The organism is Duganella paludis, from assembly GCF_054461335.1.
Window position 1 is genome coordinate 303,485 of record NZ_CM136922.1, and the last position, 16,722, is coordinate 320,206.

The following is a 16,722-nucleotide window of genomic DNA, read 5'->3' on the forward strand; positions in this document are numbered from 1 at the left end:
ATAGCGGGCGTCGCAAAGATGTCGCAACGCACAATTTTGCTTGACTCGACCACACACAAGAGTATCTTAACCTTCCATAACGCTACCTTCGACCGCCGCCGTGCAAATCCCCAAAGTCCTCCTCGTAAACGACGACCAGGCCAGCCTTTATGCGCTGGAAAGCCTGTTGCTGGAAGCCGCCGATCAACAAGTTTACGAACTGATGACCGCCAGCTCGGGCAAGGAGGCGCTGCGCCATGTGCTGCTGCACGAATTCGCCGTCATTCTGCTGGACGTCAGTATGCCGGGCATGGACGGTTTTGAGACAGCCGAGGCGATCCACTCGCATCCGCGCTCGGCCGGCACGCCGATCATCTTCATCACCGCGCACTACGCCGACGAGATCAACCGCCTCAAGGCCTACCAGAAAGGCGCGGCCGACTACCTGTTTACGCCGGTGATCCCGCAAATCCTGCAGGCCAAGGTGGGCGTGTTTGTCGAAATGTCGCAGCGGAATATCGAACTGCGCATCAAGACCGAAGCGCTGGCGCGGCTGAACCAGGACCTGCGCGTGCAGCGCCTGCAGGACCTGGAACGCATCAACGCCGAGCTGGAACAGGAAATCAAGGAACGCAAACAGGCGGAGCAGCGCGCGCACGAACTGTCCACGCGCGACGCCCTGACCAACCTGCTCAACCGCCGCGCGCTGATCCAGCAGCTGGAACACGCTGTGGCCACCTCGGACCGCAACGGCATCGGCTTCGCGCTGCTGTTCCTCGACCTCGACAAGTTCAAGCCGATCAACGACACCTACGGCCACGAGGCCGGCGACGAGCTGCTGCGCCAGGTCGCGGCGCGGCTGACGGCGGCGGTGCGCGTGGCCGACACCGTGGCGCGGCTCGGCGGCGATGAATTCGTCGTCATCATCGAAGGCAAGGCGGCATCGGCCAACGCCGCGCGCGTAGGCCGCAAGATCGAAATGGCCTGCGCCCTGCCCTTCGACATCGGCCAGCACCGCCTGAAGACGGCGGCCAGCATCGGCATCGCCCTGTATCCGCAGGACGGCGCGGACGCCCAGGCGTTGATGAAGAACGCCGACACCGCCATGTACCACGCCAAGGAGAACGGCTCGACGCCGGTGCAGTTCTTCCACGAAGAGCTGAACGTGCGCGAACGTGAGCGCGAGCGCTGGACCCTGGAACTGCGCAAGGCGCTGGCCGCCGGCCAGCTGGAGCTGCGCTACGAACCGCAGGTCGACTTGAATACCGGCCGCATCATCGGCGCCGAGGCGCTGCTGTACTGGCGCCATCCGGTGCATGGTCCCATCGAAGCGGCCCAGTTCCTGCCGATGGTGCAGGAACGCGCGCTGCTGGACCGCATCGACGCCTGGGTGATTGCGCAATGCTGCTCGCAGGTCGCGCTGTGGCAAAGCATGAGCGAATCCATACCGGGGGCACCGCTGTGCATCTGGCTCAACCTGGCCACGCCGCAGTTGCACGGGGAACTGCTGCAGGTGCTGCTGCCAGCCATGCGCAAGCACGGCCTGGCGCCCGGCAGCATCGGCATCGAGCTCAATGAAAAGCTGCTGTTCGGCCCGGGCGACGCCCTGGCGCAAATGCTGACGCAGATGCAAAGCACCGGCGTGCGCATCGCGCTGGACGATTTCGGCAGCGCGCGTTCCTCGCTGGCCGCCTGCAAGCGCTGGCAGCTCAACGCCTTGAAGATAGACCGCAGCTTCGTGCACGGCATCGGCAACGACGAAGGCGGCACGGATATCGTGGCCGCCGTCATCCACCTGGCGCGGGCCTTGTCCATGCGTGTGGTGGCGCTGGGCGTGGAAACGCGCCAGCAACTGGAAGTGCTGCAGGAACTGGGCTGCCATACCTGCCAGGGCGCGCTGTTTTACCCGCCGCTGCCGGCGGCCGGCCTGCTGGAACAGACCAGCGGAGCCGAATCGAATATCAATACACCGACTCACCTCCCCTCCTAAGCAATGAGGAATAAGCGATGAATAATATGACCGACCTGGGTGAACAACTGGACGCCAAAGTGCTGCTGTCCACGCTGATGGCGCTGAAAAAAGGCGACTTCTCCGTGCGCATGCCCTCCGACTGGGTGGGCATGGCCGGCAAGATCGCCGACACCCTGAACGACATCATCGACACCAAGGCGCGCATGGTGCGCGAGGTGACGGAGGTGAGCCGCGTGGTGGGTCGCGAAGGCCGCCTGACGCAGCGCGCGGAAATGCCGAACACTGTCGGCGGCTGGGCCACCATCATCAGCTCCGTCAACACGCTGATCGACGATCTGGTGCGGCCGACCTCCGAAATGGCGCGCGTGATCGGCGCCGTGGCGAAAGGCGACCTGTCGCAGACCATGTCGCTGGAGGTGGACGGCCACCCGCTGAAGGGCCAGTACCTGCGCGCGGCGATGACCGCCAACACCATGGTGGAGCAGCTGTCCTCGTTCTCGTCCGAAGTAACGCGCGTGGCGCGTGAAGTGGGTACGGAAGGCAAGCTCGGTGGCCAGGCGCAGGTGAAAGGCGTGGCCGGCACGTGGAAGGACTTGACCGACTCGGTGAACTCGATGGCGGGTAACCTGACGTCGCAGGTGCGTAACATCGCGGAGGTGACCACCGCCGTGGCCAACGGCGACTTGTCCAAGAAAATCACGGTGGACGTGCGCGGCGAGATTCTGCAATTGAAAGACACCATCAACGTGATGGTGGACCAGTTGCGTTCCTTCGCATCCGAAGTGACGCGCGTGGCGCGCGAGGTGGGTACGGAAGGTAAGCTGGGCGGACAGGCGTATGTGCCGGGCGTGGGCGGCACGTGGAAGGACTTGACCGACAACGTGAACTTCATGGCGTCCAACTTGACTGGCCAGGTGCGTAACATCGCGGCGGTGACGACGGCGGTGGCGAACGGCGACTTGTCGAAGAAAATCACGGTGGACGTGAAGGGCGAGATTCTCGAACTGAAGAACACCATCAACGTGATGGTGGACCAATTGTCCTCCTTCGCATCGGAAGTGACGCGGGTGGCGCGCGAGGTGGGTACGGAAGGTAAGCTGGGCGGCCAGGCGCAGGTGAAAGGCGTGGGCGGCACCTGGAAAGACTTGACCGACTCGGTGAACTCGATGGCGGGTAACTTGACGGGCCAGGTGCGTAACATCGCGGAGGTGACCACCGCCGTGGCGAACGGCGACTTGTCCAAGAAGATCACGGTGGACGTGAAAGGCGAGATTCTCGAACTGAAAAACACCATCAACGTGATGGTCGACCAATTGAACTCCTTTGCATCCGAGGTGACGCGCGTGGCGCGTGAGGTGGGTACGGAGGGTAAGCTGGGCGGCCAGGCGAATGTGTCCGGCGTAGCCGGTACGTGGAAGGACTTGACCGACAACGTGAACTTCATGGCGTCCAACTTGACGGGCCAGGTGCGTAACATCGCGGACGTGACGACGGCGGTGGCCAACGGCGACCTGTCGAAGAAAATCACGGTGGACGTGAAGGGTGAGATTCTCGAACTGAAGAACACCATCAACGTAATGGTGGACCAATTGTCCTCCTTCGCATCCGAGGTGACGCGGGTGGCGCGCGAGGTCGGTACGGAAGGTAAGCTGGGCGGCCAGGCGTATGTGCCGGGAGTCGGCGGCACCTGGAAGGACTTGACCGACAACGTGAACTTCATGGCGTCCAACTTGACGGGCCAGGTGCGTAACATCGCGGCGGTGACGACGGCGGTGGCCCGTGGTGACTTGTCCAAGAAAATTACGGTGGACGTGAAGGGCGAGATTCTGGAACTGAAAGACACCATCAACGTGATGGTGGACCAATTGTCCTCCTTCGCATCCGAGGTGACGCGGGTGGCGCGTGAAGTGGGTACGGAAGGTAAGCTGGGCGGCCAGGCCAACGTGTCCGGTGTGGCCGGCACGTGGAAAGACTTGACCGAGAACGTCAACCAGCTGGCGGCAAACCTGACCAACCAGGTGCGGGCGATTGCGGAGGTGGCGACCGCCGTGACGCGCGGCGACTTGTCGCGCTCCATTCAGGTGGAAGCGCGCGGCGAAGTGTCCTACCTGAAGGACAACATCAACGAGATGATCCGCAACCTGAAAGAGACCACGCAGAAAAATGCGCAGCAGGATTGGCTGAAGACCAACTTGGCGCGCTTCACCCGCCTGCTGCAAGGCCAGCGCGACTTGCAGGCCGTGACCAAGCTGATTCTGTCCGAGCTGGCGCCGCTGGTGTCCGCGCACCACGGCGTGTTCTACATGATGGACTCCGGCGACACCGATGCGCGCCTGCGCATGATCGCCAGCTACGGCTACCGTTCCAGCCGCAAGCTGCCGACCTCCTTCCTGCCGGGCGAAGGCCTGGTCGGCCAGTGCGCGCTCGAGAAGGTGCGCATCTGGCTGACCGACGTGCCGCGCGACTACATCGTGGTGTCGTCCGGCCTGGGTGCGGCGCCGCCGACCAATATCGTGGTGCTGCCGATTCTGTTCGAGCAGCAGGTGAAAGCGGTGATCGAGATCGCCTCGCTGGACCGCTTCACCGAAACCCACTTGTCCTTCCTTGACCAGCTGATGGAATCGATCGGCGTGGTGCTCAACACCATCGAGGCGAACAGTCGTACCGAATCGCTGCTGACGCAGTCGCAGTCGCTGGCGCAGGAACTGCAACAGACCAACCAGGAGCTGGCCGAAAAAGCCCGCCTGCTGTCCGAGCAGAACATCGAGGTGGAACGGAAGAACCGCGAGGTGGAACAAGCGAAGCTGGCACTGGAAGAAAAAGCCACCCAGCTGGCGCTGTCCTCCAAGTACAAATCCGAGTTCCTGGCGAATATGTCACACGAGCTGCGCACGCCTCTGAACTCGCTGCTGATCCTGGCGCAGCAGCTGGGCGACAACCCGGACGGCAACCTGTCCGGCAAGCAGGTGGAGTTCGCCAAGACCATCCACGGCTCCGGTTCGGACTTGCTGACGCTGATTAACGATATTCTGGACTTGTCGAAGATCGAATCCGGTACCGTGACGCTGGACGTCTCCGAGTACCGCTTCCAGAACCTGCGCAACTACGTCGACCGCACCTTCCGCCACATGGCCGAGGCCAAGCACCTGGGCTTCTTCGTGGAGCTGAAGGACAGCCTGCCGACCGCCATGATGACCGACACCACGCGCCTGCAGCAGGTGCTGAAAAACCTGCTGTCGAACGCGTTCAAGTTCACCACGCACGGCCAGGTGTCGCTGGCCATCAGCCTGGTGAACAGCGGCTTCACCAGCGACCACCCCAACCTGCTGCATGCGGATGCGGTGCTGTCCTTCGCCGTGAGCGACACCGGCGTCGGCATCGCGGCCGACAAGCTGCAGCTGATCTTCGAAGCGTTCCAGCAAGCCGACGGCTCCACCGCGCGCAAGTACGGCGGCACGGGCCTGGGCCTGTCGATTTCGCGCGAGCTGGCGCGTCTGCTGGGCGGCGAGATCCGGGTGGAATCGGTGGTCGGCAGCGGTTCGACCTTCACCCTGTTCCTGCCGTATAACCGCGCTGGCTTCATCAACTACGACATGGTGCGCGCACCGCAGGTGCGCCTGCCGACGCCAACGCCGCAAGTGGTGTACACGCCGCCGCAGCACGCCGAGCATGACACCCTGTCCAGCGTCAGCGAACTCGATGGCGACATGAATGAATACAACAGCAGCGACGACCGCGGCCTGGTGGCGCCGGGCGATCCGTCGGTGCTGATCATCGAGGATGACGAGCGCTTCTCGCAAATCGTGCTGGGCTTCGCGCGCGAGAAAAACTTCAAGGGCATCATCACCATGCAGGGCGACTCGGCCCTGAGCCTGGCGCGCGACTATCTGCCGTCGGCCATCTTCCTGGACCTGGACCTGCCGGATATCGACGGCTTCACGGTGCTGGACCGCCTGAAACGCGATCCGAGCACGCGCCACATTCCGGTGCACGTGATGTCCAGCCTGCGCGAGCGTGAACGTGCGCTGCGCCTGGGCGCCATCTCGTACCTGAATAAACCGATCAGCAAGGAAGTGCTGCAGGAAGAGTTCAGCCGCATCCAGAAATTCCTGTTGGGCGGTAAACGCAGCCTGCTGGTGGTGGACGACGAAGCGGCGCAGCGCGATTCCATCATCGCCCTGATCGGCGACGTGGATATCCACATCGTGGCGGTGGAAACCGGCCAGGCCGCGCTGGAAGTGCTGCGCGAACAGCACTTCGACTGCATGGTGCTGGACCTGACGCTGCCCGACATCAGCGGCTTCGACCTCCTGGACATCATCGGCAAGGACGGCTCGCTGCGCGACCTGCCGATCGTGATCAACACGGCCAAGGACTTGAACCGCAAGGAAGTGGCAAAGCTGAAGCGCTACGCCAAGACCATTGTGATCAAGGATGCGCGCTCGCCGGAGCGCCTGCTGGACGAGACGGCGCTGTTCCTGCACCGCTCGCAGGCCAGCCTGCCGGAAGCGCAGCGCCGCATGCTGGAAGAGATCCACGCGGCCGAAGGCGGCCTGGCGGGACGCAAGGTGCTGATCGTCGATGATGACTTGCGCAATATTTTCGCCCTGTCTTCGCTGCTGGAGCGCCAGCAGATGCAAGTGCTGTTCGCAGAAAACGGCCGCGATGGCATCGAGGTGCTGGAGCGCGATCCGACCATCGAGATCGTCCTGATGGACATCATGATGCCGGAGATGGACGGCTACGACACCATGCGGGCCATCCGCCGCATCCCGAAATTCAAGTCGCTGCCCATTATTACGCTGACGGCGAAAGCAATGAAGGGCGACCGCGATAAATGTATCGCGGCCGGCGCGTCGGACTACATCACCAAGCCGGTGGATGTGGCGCAGCTGCTGTCGCTGATGCGCGTTTGGTTGCACTGATGTCGTCGATCTTCGCTTCCATCAGGGCTGCGCTGTCGGGCGAACCGTCGGCGCCGCCGCCAGAACAACCCAGGCCGCCGGAGACGGCGTCGGACGGCGTCCCCGCGCCATCCGGTGCACCGGTCATCGTTTCCTCCGACGCCGCCGTGCGCCGCCACTCGCCGTCCTCGGTCGAGGAACTGGAACTGGAGCTGCTGCTGGAGGCTTTGTTCCAATGCCATGGCTACGATTTTCGCGGCTACGAGCGTTCCGTGGTGGCGGCCAAGGTGCAGGCGCTGCGCGCGGAGCTGGGCCTGACCACCATCTCGGCCCTGCAGTCGCGCGTGCTGCATGACGACGGGACTTACAACGCCTTGCTGCGCGCGCTCTACGTCAAGCCTGCGCTGATGTTCGACGATGCGCAGGAGGTGTCGATGCTGCGCCTGTCGCTGGGCGTATGTTTGCACGGCGCCGCCCTGCCGCGCGTCTGGCTGGCCGATTGCGCCGGCGCGCAGCAGGCATGGACCCTGGCCATCCTGCTGGAACAGGAACAGCTGGCGCCGCGCACGGAAATCTACGCCACCGTGGCCAGCGACGCCATGCTGGCCGAGGCGCAGCAGGCCAGCCTGCCGATGACGCGGCTGAGCGAGCTGCAGGCGAACTACATCCGCAGTGGCGGTGTCGGCAAGTTGATCGATTACTTCGAGGTGAGCGCGGACGGACTGCACGCGGTGCTCAAGCCGCACCTGAACAGCCGCATCACGTGGGCGCAATACAATCTGGTGACGGATGCTTCGTTCAACGAGTTCCAGATGATTTTGGGGCACCGCGCGCTGCCGGACTTCGGCCCGGCGCTGCACCGGCGCGTGCTGCAGCTGTTCGACGACAGCCTGGTCCCATTCGGCACGCTGGCGCTGGACCAGCCGCTGGACGAACACGACCCGCTGTCGCGCCACTACAAACCGCTGCTGGCGCACCAGACCTGGTACAAGCGCATCGCCTGAACGCCCGTAGCACTCAGGCGGCGCTCGGGCGTTCGGCGATGCGGTCGCGCCACGCCTGCAGGTGCGGCATGCCCTCCTGCCCCGGCCGGAACTTCATCAGCCCGCGTCCAAACTCCAGCGCACAAAACGCCGTGATGTCGGCGATCGTAAAGCGCTGCCCCGCCACAAAGGGCTGCGTGGCCAACACCTGATCCAGCCAACGCGCCGTTTCGCGCATTTTCTCGCCCTGCACCGCGCCATACTCGGGAAACTGCGGCTGCTCCAGCGCCGCCAATCCCGGATGCGTATGCCGCACACAATTGGCGATGCCATAAAACAGATGCAGCTCCACGCGACGGTCGGCCATTTCGATGAACGCGCGTTCGTCGTAGCCCTCGCCCATCAGGTTAGGCTCCGGCGCATATCCTTCCAGCCAGCTGCAGATCGCACGCGTTTCGCACAGGATGCGGCCATCGTCCAGCTCCAGCGCCGGCACCCGGCCGAAGGGATTGCGGGCCAGGTAGTCAGCGCTGCGATGCTCGCCGGCGCCAAGATCGATCACCACCTGTTCAATATCGGCCAGGCCTTTCTCGGCCATGAACATGGCGACGCGGCGCGGATTCGGCGCGCGCAGGGAAGTATAGAGTTTCATCGCGATTGTCCCGTCTCCAGCATGGTGCGCGCAGTAGTTGGATCGGGACGCTCGGCGCGCGGCGGCAGGATGATGCCGCGCTTGACCGCCGGCCGTTCGGCGATGGCAGCCATCCAGCGCTGCAGATGCGGCAGGTCGTCCACCGTCACGCCCGACCAGTTATGCGTATGCACCCAGGCCCAGTTGGCGATATCGGCGATCGAATAATCGCCGGCCAGGTATTCGTGCCCGGCCAGATGCGCATCCAGCACGCGGAACAGGCGCTTGCTCTCGCCCTGATAGCGGTCGATGGCCGGCTGTATCTTCTCGGGGAAGTAGCGGTGGAAGACGTTGGCCTGTCCCATCATCGGGCCGATGCCGCCCATCTGGAACATCAGCCACTGCATCACCTGCGAACGTCCCTTGAAGTCGGTGGGCATCAGTTCTCCGGTCTTCTCGGCCAGGTACACCAGGATGGCGCCCGACTCGAACACCGCGAAGTTGTCCTCCGAGCGGTCGACGATGGCCGGGATGCGGCCGTTGGGATTGAGCGCCAGGAACCAGGGCTCCTTCTGCTCACCGGCGGCCAGGTCCAGCACATGCAGCGTGTAGGTCAGTTCCAGCTCCTCCAGCGCGATGGAGATTTTGTGACCGTTGGGCGTGGCGGCCGTGTAAAGATCGATCATGTCTCAGCCTTTGCTTTTTATGGGCGTAGCACGATCATATCCGCATTTGGGATTTGACAGCGCCGGCACGACACCGTAGATTGATCGCCTGCCCACGAGGCCACACATCGAAAAGGATATGCATGAAACGCAGCTTGATTTCGCTCGCCATCATCGCGACGCTGGGATTATCCGCCGCAGGCCCTACCCTGGCCGCCGCCAAAGCCGAGCAGACCACCCAACTGCCGCGCAACGCCGTGCCGACCCACTACGCAGTATCGCTGACGCCCGACGCGGCCAACAGCAGTTTCAGCGCCAGCGCCACGATCGCGCTCGACGTCAAGCAGGCCACCAGCAGCCTGACGCTGCATGCCGCCGACCTGAAATTCAGCGCCGCCGCCATCAGCGCCGGGCCGGGCCAGGCGCCGCGCGCGGCCGCCAGTATCGCGCTGGACGCGGACAAGCAAACCGCCACCTTCCACTTCGCCGACACCCTCAAGCCGGGCCAGTACCAGCTGAAACTCGACTATACCGGCGTGATCGGCCCCCAGGCCGCCGGCCTGTTCTCGCTCGACTACCAGAACGGCGGCGCCAACAAGCGCGCCCTGTACACCCAGTTTGAAAACTCGGACGCGCGCCGCGTGATCCCGTCGTGGGACGAGCCGTTCTACAAAGCCACCTTCGCGCTGGAAGCGACCATCCCGGCCGGCCAGATGGCCGTGTCCAACATGCCGGTCACCTCCACCACCAAACTGGCCGACGGCAGAGAACTGGTGCGCTTCGCCACTTCGCCGAAGATGTCGACCTACCTGCTGTTCTTCGGCCTCGGCGAATTCGAACGCGCCGCCACCATGGTGGACGGCGTGGAACTGGGCGTGGTCACGCAAAAAGGTGCGCTCAACCAGGCGCAGTTCGCGCTCGACTCCTCGCGCGACGTGCTGCGCGAGTACAACGACTACTTCGGCGTGAAATATCCGCTGCCGAAACTGGACAACGTCGCCGCGCCGGGCCGCAGCCAGTTCTTCGGCGCGATGGAAAACTGGGGCGCCATCTTCACCTTCGAATACGCCATGCTGCTCGATCCGCGCACCGCCACGCAATCGGACAAGGAAACCTCGTTCCTGGTGGCCGGTCACGAAATCGCCCACCAGTGGTTCGGCAACCTGGTCACCATGTCCTGGTGGGACGACCTGTGGCTGAACGAAGGCTTCGCCTCCTGGATGGAGTCGCGCACCACCACGCGCCTGCACCCTGAGTGGCACTGGGAACTGCGCTCGATCGGCACGCGTGAAGACGCGATGGAGCGCGACGCGCTGGCCACCACCCACCCGGTGGTGCAGCGCATCGCCACCGTGGAACAGGCCAGCCAGGCCTTCGACTCCATCACTTACAGCAAGGGTGAGGCGGTGATCCGCATGCTGGAAAACTATGTCGGCGAAGAGGCCTGGCGCAACGGCGTGCGCAGCTACATCGCCAAGCACGCCTACGGCAACACCGTCTCCAACGACTTGTGGCGAGAAGTGGAAAAAGCCGCGCACAAGCCGGTGACCGCGATAGCGCATGACTTCACGCTGCAACCGGGTGTGCCGCTGATCCGCGTTGCCGACGCGGTCTGCAAGAACGGCAAGACCAGCGTACAACTGACGCAGGGCGAATACAGCAAGGACCAGGAAAACAAAAAGCCGCTGAGCTGGCGCGTGCCGGTGATCGCCAAAACCGTCGACGGCGCCGAGGTGCGCACGGTGGTCAACGGCGGCAAGGCCGGGATGACGCTGCCCGGTTGCGGCGCGGTGCTGGTCAACGCCGGCCAGAGCGGCTACTACCGCACGCTGTACGCGCCCAAGGCCTTCGCTGCGCTGGCGCAGGGTTTCGCCACACTGCCGGCCATCGATCAACTGGGCCTGCTGGCCGACAGCTGGACCTTGGGCCTGGCCGGCCTGATGCCGGCGTCGAGCTTCATGGAACTGGCCGACAGCGCACCGCAGGACGCCGCACCGCAAGTGTGGCAGCGCATCGCGGTGGTGCTGTCCGACCTGCACGACAGCTATGAAGCCAAGCCGGAACAGCGCGCGGCGCTGGACCGCTACGCGCGTGCGCGCCTGGCGCCGGCGCTGGCCCGCATCGGCTGGAACGCCAGCAAGGACGAAGCGGCGCCGGTGGCCAATCTGCGCGAGACGCTGATCAGCGCCCTGGGCAAGGTCGGCGACGAAGGCGTGATCGCCGAAGCGCGCCGCCGCTATGCAGCATCGTCCACCGACAAGGACGCGATGCCGGCGGCGCTGCGCCGCCCTATCCTGGCGGTGATCGCCGCCAACGCCGACGCCGCGACCTGGGATCAGCTGCGCGCCAGCGCCAAGGCCGAGCAAACCAGCATGATCAAGGCCGAGCTGTACGACCTGTTGGGCGACGCCAAAGACAAGGCGCTGGCGCAGCGCGCGCTGGATCTGGCGCTGACCGAGGAACCCGGCGCCACCGCCAGCGCTTCCATCGTCAGCCAGGTGGCGAGCAGCCATCCGGATCTGGCGTTCGACTTCGCACTGGCGCATCGCGAGCAGATCGACACCAAGATCGACAGCAGTTCACGCAGCCGGTACTACCCTGGCCTGGGTGGACGGTCCGCCGATCCGGCCATGGTCGGCAAGCTGCGGGCATACGCCAGACAGTATCTGCCGGCGGAGGCGCAAGGCGACGCCAAGACAGCCATCGCCGCGATCGAGTATCGCATCAAGGTGCGCAGCAAGCGCCTGCCGCAGATCGACGCGTGGCTGGCGAAACATGGACAGCACGGCGGCTAGGCAAAAAAAAACCAGCATCATCGTGAGATGGTGCTGGTTGCAAAACGCTCGAGAGCGTGGGGATGTTCGGGTGTGCGGCGACGTTTTTTTATGGCTGTCGACGCAACGGAATTTGTGCCGGGCTTTACGGTCCGGCAACCGGGCGCTGGCTTTAACCTCGCGCTATGGGATCTACTTTGCCATTGATCGGCAAGGACAGGCTTAGAACTTCATTAAAGAAGCTTAAAGGAGGGCTCAGGAGGGATTGGTGCCGGTGTTTGAGGCCACCGGCCAGCCTGCTGAGCTATGCTTCATGGTATCCCGCACCATCTTGGGCGCGGGGCCAGGCGAAGCATGCTGTCGCCAGCGCAGGCGATAATAATCGGACAATATGACGGCCAAATGACGTATCGAAAAAATACCATCGCGGCGCTGGGCGCCTTGTGCTTACTGAGCGCGTGCTCGCCGCTGCCAACGCCGCCGCCGAACGAGCCATTCGTGCCCGCGCCGCCGCAAATTGTCATCAGCCATCCTGCGCCGGTGGCGACATATGAGGTGAAGCAAATCGACAGGGCCAACTCGCTGATCGCCGTCACCGTGCGGCGCGGCGGCGTGCTGGCGCGACTGGGGCACGACCACGTGGTGGCCACGCACGCCATCACCGGCACGGTCTCGCCATCGCAAAACCGCGCCGATTTCACGTTCCGTCTCGACCAGATGAAAATCGATGAAGCCGACCTGCGCCAGATCGCCGGCCTGGAAAAGCAGCCCTCCGCAGACGCCATCGCCGGCACGCGGGAAAACATGCTTACCAAGGTGCTGGACGCGGAACGCTATCCGCTGGTGAGCGTGCAAGCCACGCGCATCGCCGCCGGCCAGCCGCTGCAAGTCGCGATCACGCTGCACGGCGTTACGCGCACGCTATCTATTCCGGTCGAGCTGCGCGAAGAAAACGGCGAGATCACGGTCAAAGGCACGACCACGCTGAAGCAAACCGATTTCGGCATCACGCCGCTCTCCGTCATGGCCGGCGCCATGTCCGTGCAAGACCAGATGGAACTGCGCTTCGACCTGAAGGCCAGATAAAAAAAGCCCGCAGCACTTGGTAAGTGCTACGGGCGGAAGGTTTCAAATCGGGAGAGACTTGAAAGAGCAAAGCCAGTATCGCAGCCGTGCATGACGCGATGATGACATCGCCCTCCCGAAAAAACTTTTTTTAGCGCGCGATGATCAAACGCAGGCCCAGTCCGACGAAGATGGTACCGGCCACGCGGTCCATCCATTTGCCGGCGCTCGGCGTGCGGTTGATCCACGCACCCACCGCGCCCGAGAAGTAGCCCAGCAAACCAAACAACACCACCGCCTGCGCCGTGAACAGCAGTCCCAGTTGCGCGGTTTGCCAACCGGCGTCGCCGCGCTCGGCCACCACGAACTGCGGCAGGAACGACAGGAAGAACAGCACCACCTTCGGATTGATCGCATTCGCGAACAGGCCTTTGGTGAACAGCTTGAGCAAACTTTCATCGGGCAAGCCCGCGCCTTCAACGCGCGCGCCGCCACGGCTGCGCAAGGCGCCGTAACCGAGCCAGATCAAATACAGGCCGCCCAGGATCTTCAAGGCGCCAAACGCCATCGGCGAGGCCTTGATCAGCGCACCCACGCCGAGCGTCGCCAGCACCGTATGACTCAGGCAGCCCAGCGCGCAACCCAAACCGAACATCATGCCCTGGCGCCGCCCGCGCGACATGCCGACGCTGAGCACCATCAGGTTATCGGGGCCGGGCGAGATCGTGATCAGCAGCGCGGCGCTGAGAAATCCTATGAACTGTTCTGGTGAGATTAACAAAATGATTTCCTATGGCGCAAAGCCGCCATCATACCAAACGGTTAAGTTCTCGTTTAAAATGACCAGTACCACCACGAAAGAGCCCAGCGAGCATGATCCACAGCCTCACCGCGAACCTGCATCGCTACGTTCTGCTACTGCTGCTCGCCATCTCCATCCATGCCGGCGCGGCTCCAGTCGCCCTCACCGGGCCAGGTATCGATCTCGCCAAGGCCGGCCAACTGTATGCCGATGGCGGCGAACCCTATCCGCTCGACGCCACCGGCTTGCCCAACATGCTTGCAAGGCTAAAGCCGGCGTCGCACGTCAACCTGCTGGGCGGCAGCTACTGGCTGTACGCGGAGCTGCGCAACGACGGCCTGCAGCCGCATTGGGTGATCGACCCGAACGACACGCTGATCGACATCGTCGACATCCAGGTCTACGGCGAGGACGGCAGCATCCACCAGCTGCTGACCGGCTACCGCCAGCCGCACGCCTACATGCTGCACTACGGTCGCGACATCGACCTGCAGCCGGGCCAGCGCTATCACGTGCTGATACGCTTCTCCAGTCCCTACTACGCGCGCTCGCCGGTGTTCTCGGTGCTGCAGCGGCCCGCCTACCAGCAGTTGGTGGCGAACGAGAACGTGCTGATTATCGGCTCCATCGGCGCGCTGCTGGCGCTCACGGTGTTCAACTTCTTCATCTACTCGATCACGCGCGAGCGCTCCTCGTTGTACTACTCGCTGTATGTGTTGTGCTATGCCGTCGCGTGGGGCATGACCTTCCACGTGTCGGCCGACTTGTTCGGCTGGCACAACCTGCACTGGCACTACGTGCCCTTCTTCCTGCTGCCGGTACTGAGCACGCTGTTCTACACCACCTTCCTGCGCCTGAAGGACACCGCGCCGCTGCTGTACAAGCTAAGCCGCATCAACCTGGTGCTGCCGCTGGTGACGCTGCCCAGCTGCTTCGTCGCGCTCAGCTACGCCCACACCATCGCCACGGTGGTGATCACGATCTGGATGGTCATGGCGCTCACCAGCGGCATCGTGGTCTGGCGGCGCGGCTACTACCCGGCGCGCTTCTTCGTGCTGGGCTTCGTGGCGCTGATGGTGCCTGGTCTGCTGATCCTGCCGGCCAACGTCGGCCTGATACCGGCCGTGGTGGCTAATGCGCAGCTGTTCACGCTACTGGGCGGCACGCTGGACGGTGTGTTGCTGGCGTTCGCGCTGGCCGACCAGATCCGGCTACTGCGCAACAACCTCGAACAGCGCGTCAACGAACGCACGGCGGAGCTGACCGAAGCCAAGGAGCACGCGGAAATCGTCAGCCGCCACCGCATCGACTTCCTGTCGGCGATGAGCCACGACATCCGCACGCCGCTGGCCGGCGTGATCGGCATGATCAAATTCGCCATGCGCGACCAATCGCTGCAAGGGCGCACGCAGGAATACCTGCGCATCGGCCTGCACAACGGCGAGTCGCTGCTGGCCATCCTCAACGACATCCTGGACTTCTCCAAGATCGACGCCGGCCGGCTCACGGTGGAAACGGTGGACTTCGACCTGATCGCGCTGATCGACGACGCCATCGGCATCCTGCAACAGCAGGCCGACGCCAAAAGCCTGCTGCTGCGCTATGAGCTGGCGCTGGACCTGCCGCGTTATGTGCGCGGCGATCCGACCCGCCTGCGCCAGATTCTGCTTAACCTGCTGGGCAACGCCATCAAATTCACCGACCGTGGCGAGGTGCGGCTGGACGCCGCCGCGTTGCAGGCGGCCGACGGCCGCACCAGCGTCAGCTTCGACATCACCGACACCGGCCCCGGCATCCCGCCTGAAACGCTGCCACGGCTGTTCCGCAAATTCGAGCAGGCCGACCATTCGACCACGCGCCGCTACGGCGGCACCGGGTTAGGCCTGGCCATCTGCAAGGAGCTGGTGGAATTGATGGGCGGTTCGATCGCGGCTGAAAGCCGGGTCGGCGCCGGCTCCACCTTCAGCTTCACGCTGCCGCTATCGCTGGGCATCGCGCCGGCCATCGATCCCTCGCAGCTGCCGCGCAAGGATCATCACGCCTATCGCCTGCGCGTGCTGTGCGCGGAGGATGTGCGCACCAACCAGATCATCGTCAGCACGCTGTTGGAAGGCATGGGGCACGACATCCGCATCGTCGAAAACGGCCTGCAGGCCTTGCACGCCTTGAGCAGCGCCGCCTACGACCTGGTGCTGATGGACGGGCGCATGCCGATGATGGACGGCGAACAGGCCGCGCGGCTGATCCGCGCCGGCGGCAGCGAAGACTATCGTGTGCTCGATCCGGGCATTCCTATCATAGCGCTGACGGCCAACGCCAGCGACCATGACCGTGCGCGCTATCTGGCGGTGGGCATGGACGGCTTCCTCAGCAAGCCGGTGGACGAGCGGCTGCTGTACGACCAGGTGGAAAAAGTCATCGCCCAGCACCTGAGCCGTGGCCGCCAGTTGCGCCCGACGGACGCAACGCGACCGGCGACGGCGAACACCGACGCGCTGGACCTGCAATTCGGCGTGGCGCCGGGTGCGGCGGGAGCGGTGCCGGCGCCGGACACGGTGCACATCATGCCGCTGGCGGGGCTGTCGCACAAGCACATGCAGCGCATCACGCAAGCCTTCCTGGACGAAGCGCCACGGCGGCTGGAAACGGCGCGCGCGGCGGTGGTGGCCGGCAACAGCGGCGCGGCGGCGGCGGCCATCCACGCGCTCAAGGGCAGCGCCGGCTACCTCAACTCGACGCACCTGCACTCGCTCTGCCACGCAATGGAAACGGCCGCCACCTCGGGCGACCTGACGCAAGTGAGCGCCATGCTACCCGACGTCGAAGCTGCCCTCGACAAAGCCTGCACCGACCTCCGCAGCGCCGCCTAACTTCGGGGTCAGTTCCGACATTCGGACACGAGCTCTGCCGTAGCGCGCTACGGCAGAGCTCGTGTCCGAATGTCGGA

At 64.1% G+C, this 16,722-nt stretch carries 9 protein-coding genes; 6 read left to right on the top strand and 3 right to left on the bottom strand.

The features are described 5' to 3' along the window. Positions 1 to 100 precede the first annotated feature (100 nt). From ACXZ1M_RS01320 to ACXZ1M_RS01330, 3 genes are read left to right on the top strand one after another with little or no spacing between them, the layout of a single operon-like run. Positions 101 to 1,969 (top strand): putative bifunctional diguanylate cyclase/phosphodiesterase, encoded by a 1,869-nt coding sequence (locus tag ACXZ1M_RS01320; protein ID WP_459051437.1) that lies wholly within the window; start codon positions 101 to 103, stop codon positions 1,967 to 1,969. A 17-nt stretch (positions 1,970 to 1,986) separates the two neighbouring features. Then, positions 1,987 to 6,876 (top strand): HAMP domain-containing protein, encoded by a 4,890-nt coding sequence (locus ACXZ1M_RS01325; RefSeq protein ID WP_459051438.1) that lies wholly within the window; start codon positions 1,987 to 1,989, stop codon positions 6,874 to 6,876. Beyond that, the gene (locus ACXZ1M_RS01330; protein WP_459051439.1) at positions 6,876 to 7,859 is read left to right on the top strand and encodes a CheR family methyltransferase; all 984 of its coding nucleotides are present in this window, start codon (positions 6,876 to 6,878) and stop codon (positions 7,857 to 7,859) included. Before ACXZ1M_RS01325 ends, ACXZ1M_RS01330 begins: the two co-directional genes overlap by 1 nt. 13 nt (positions 7,860 to 7,872) lie before the next feature. Here the strand turns inward: ACXZ1M_RS01330 and ACXZ1M_RS01335 are convergent, their stop codons facing one another. Together ACXZ1M_RS01335 and ACXZ1M_RS01340 are read right to left on the bottom strand one after the other, a co-directional pair. Beyond that, positions 7,873 to 8,490 carry a glutathione S-transferase family protein gene (locus ACXZ1M_RS01335; protein WP_459051440.1) on the bottom strand — a complete coding sequence of 206 codons (618 nt, stop codon included), beginning with the start codon at positions 8,488 to 8,490 and terminating at the stop codon, positions 7,873 to 7,875. Then, on the bottom strand, positions 8,487 to 9,155 hold the full coding sequence (locus ACXZ1M_RS01340; RefSeq protein WP_459051441.1) for a glutathione S-transferase family protein: 669 nt from the start codon (positions 9,153 to 9,155) through the stop codon (positions 8,487 to 8,489). The genes ACXZ1M_RS01335 and ACXZ1M_RS01340 overlap by 4 nt, the downstream gene beginning before the upstream one ends. A 122-nt stretch (positions 9,156 to 9,277) precedes the next feature. On the opposite strand from ACXZ1M_RS01340, the gene ACXZ1M_RS01345 reads away from it, so the two are divergent. After that, a complete protein-coding gene (locus ACXZ1M_RS01345) occupies positions 9,278 to 11,929 on the top strand; it encodes a M1 family metallopeptidase (protein WP_459051442.1) in 2,652 nt (883 codons plus the stop codon). 381 nt (positions 11,930 to 12,310) lie between these two features. Next, positions 12,311 to 12,994 carry a YceI family protein gene (locus ACXZ1M_RS01350; protein ID WP_459051443.1) on the top strand — a complete coding sequence of 228 codons (684 nt, stop codon included), beginning with the start codon at positions 12,311 to 12,313 and terminating at the stop codon, positions 12,992 to 12,994. 130 nt (positions 12,995 to 13,124) lie between these two features. On the opposite strand, the gene ACXZ1M_RS01355 is transcribed toward ACXZ1M_RS01350, so the two are convergent. Further along, entirely contained in the window at positions 13,125 to 13,754 is a 630-nt protein-coding gene (locus tag ACXZ1M_RS01355) for a LysE family translocator (RefSeq protein ID WP_459051444.1), read from the bottom strand. 92 nt (positions 13,755 to 13,846) lie between these two features. On the opposite strand from ACXZ1M_RS01355, the gene ACXZ1M_RS01360 reads away from it, so the two are divergent. After that, entirely contained in the window at positions 13,847 to 16,645 is a 2,799-nt protein-coding gene (locus ACXZ1M_RS01360) for a hybrid sensor histidine kinase/response regulator (protein WP_459051445.1), read from the top strand. Positions 16,646 to 16,722: the final 77 nt, after the last annotated feature.

What these genes read in the sequence shown, in the direction of transcription:
- ACXZ1M_RS01325 (WP_459051438.1), top strand. Translation starts at nt 1,987, where the DNA reads ATGAATAATATGACCGACCTGGGTGAACAACTGGACGCCAAAGTGCTG.
- ACXZ1M_RS01330 (WP_459051439.1), top strand. Translation starts at nt 6,876, where the DNA reads ATGTCGTCGATCTTCGCTTCCATCAGGGCTGCGCTGTCGGGCGAACCG.
- ACXZ1M_RS01335 (WP_459051440.1), bottom strand. Translation starts at nt 8,490, where the DNA reads ATGAAACTCTATACTTCCCTGCGCGCGCCGAATCCGCGCCGCGTCGCC.
- ACXZ1M_RS01340 (WP_459051441.1), bottom strand. Translation starts at nt 9,155, where the DNA reads ATGATCGATCTTTACACGGCCGCCACGCCCAACGGTCACAAAATCTCC.
- ACXZ1M_RS01345 (WP_459051442.1), top strand. Translation starts at nt 9,278, where the DNA reads ATGAAACGCAGCTTGATTTCGCTCGCCATCATCGCGACGCTGGGATTA.
- ACXZ1M_RS01350 (WP_459051443.1), top strand. Translation starts at nt 12,311, where the DNA reads ATGACGTATCGAAAAAATACCATCGCGGCGCTGGGCGCCTTGTGCTTA.
- ACXZ1M_RS01360 (WP_459051445.1), top strand. Translation starts at nt 13,847, where the DNA reads ATGATCCACAGCCTCACCGCGAACCTGCATCGCTACGTTCTGCTACTG.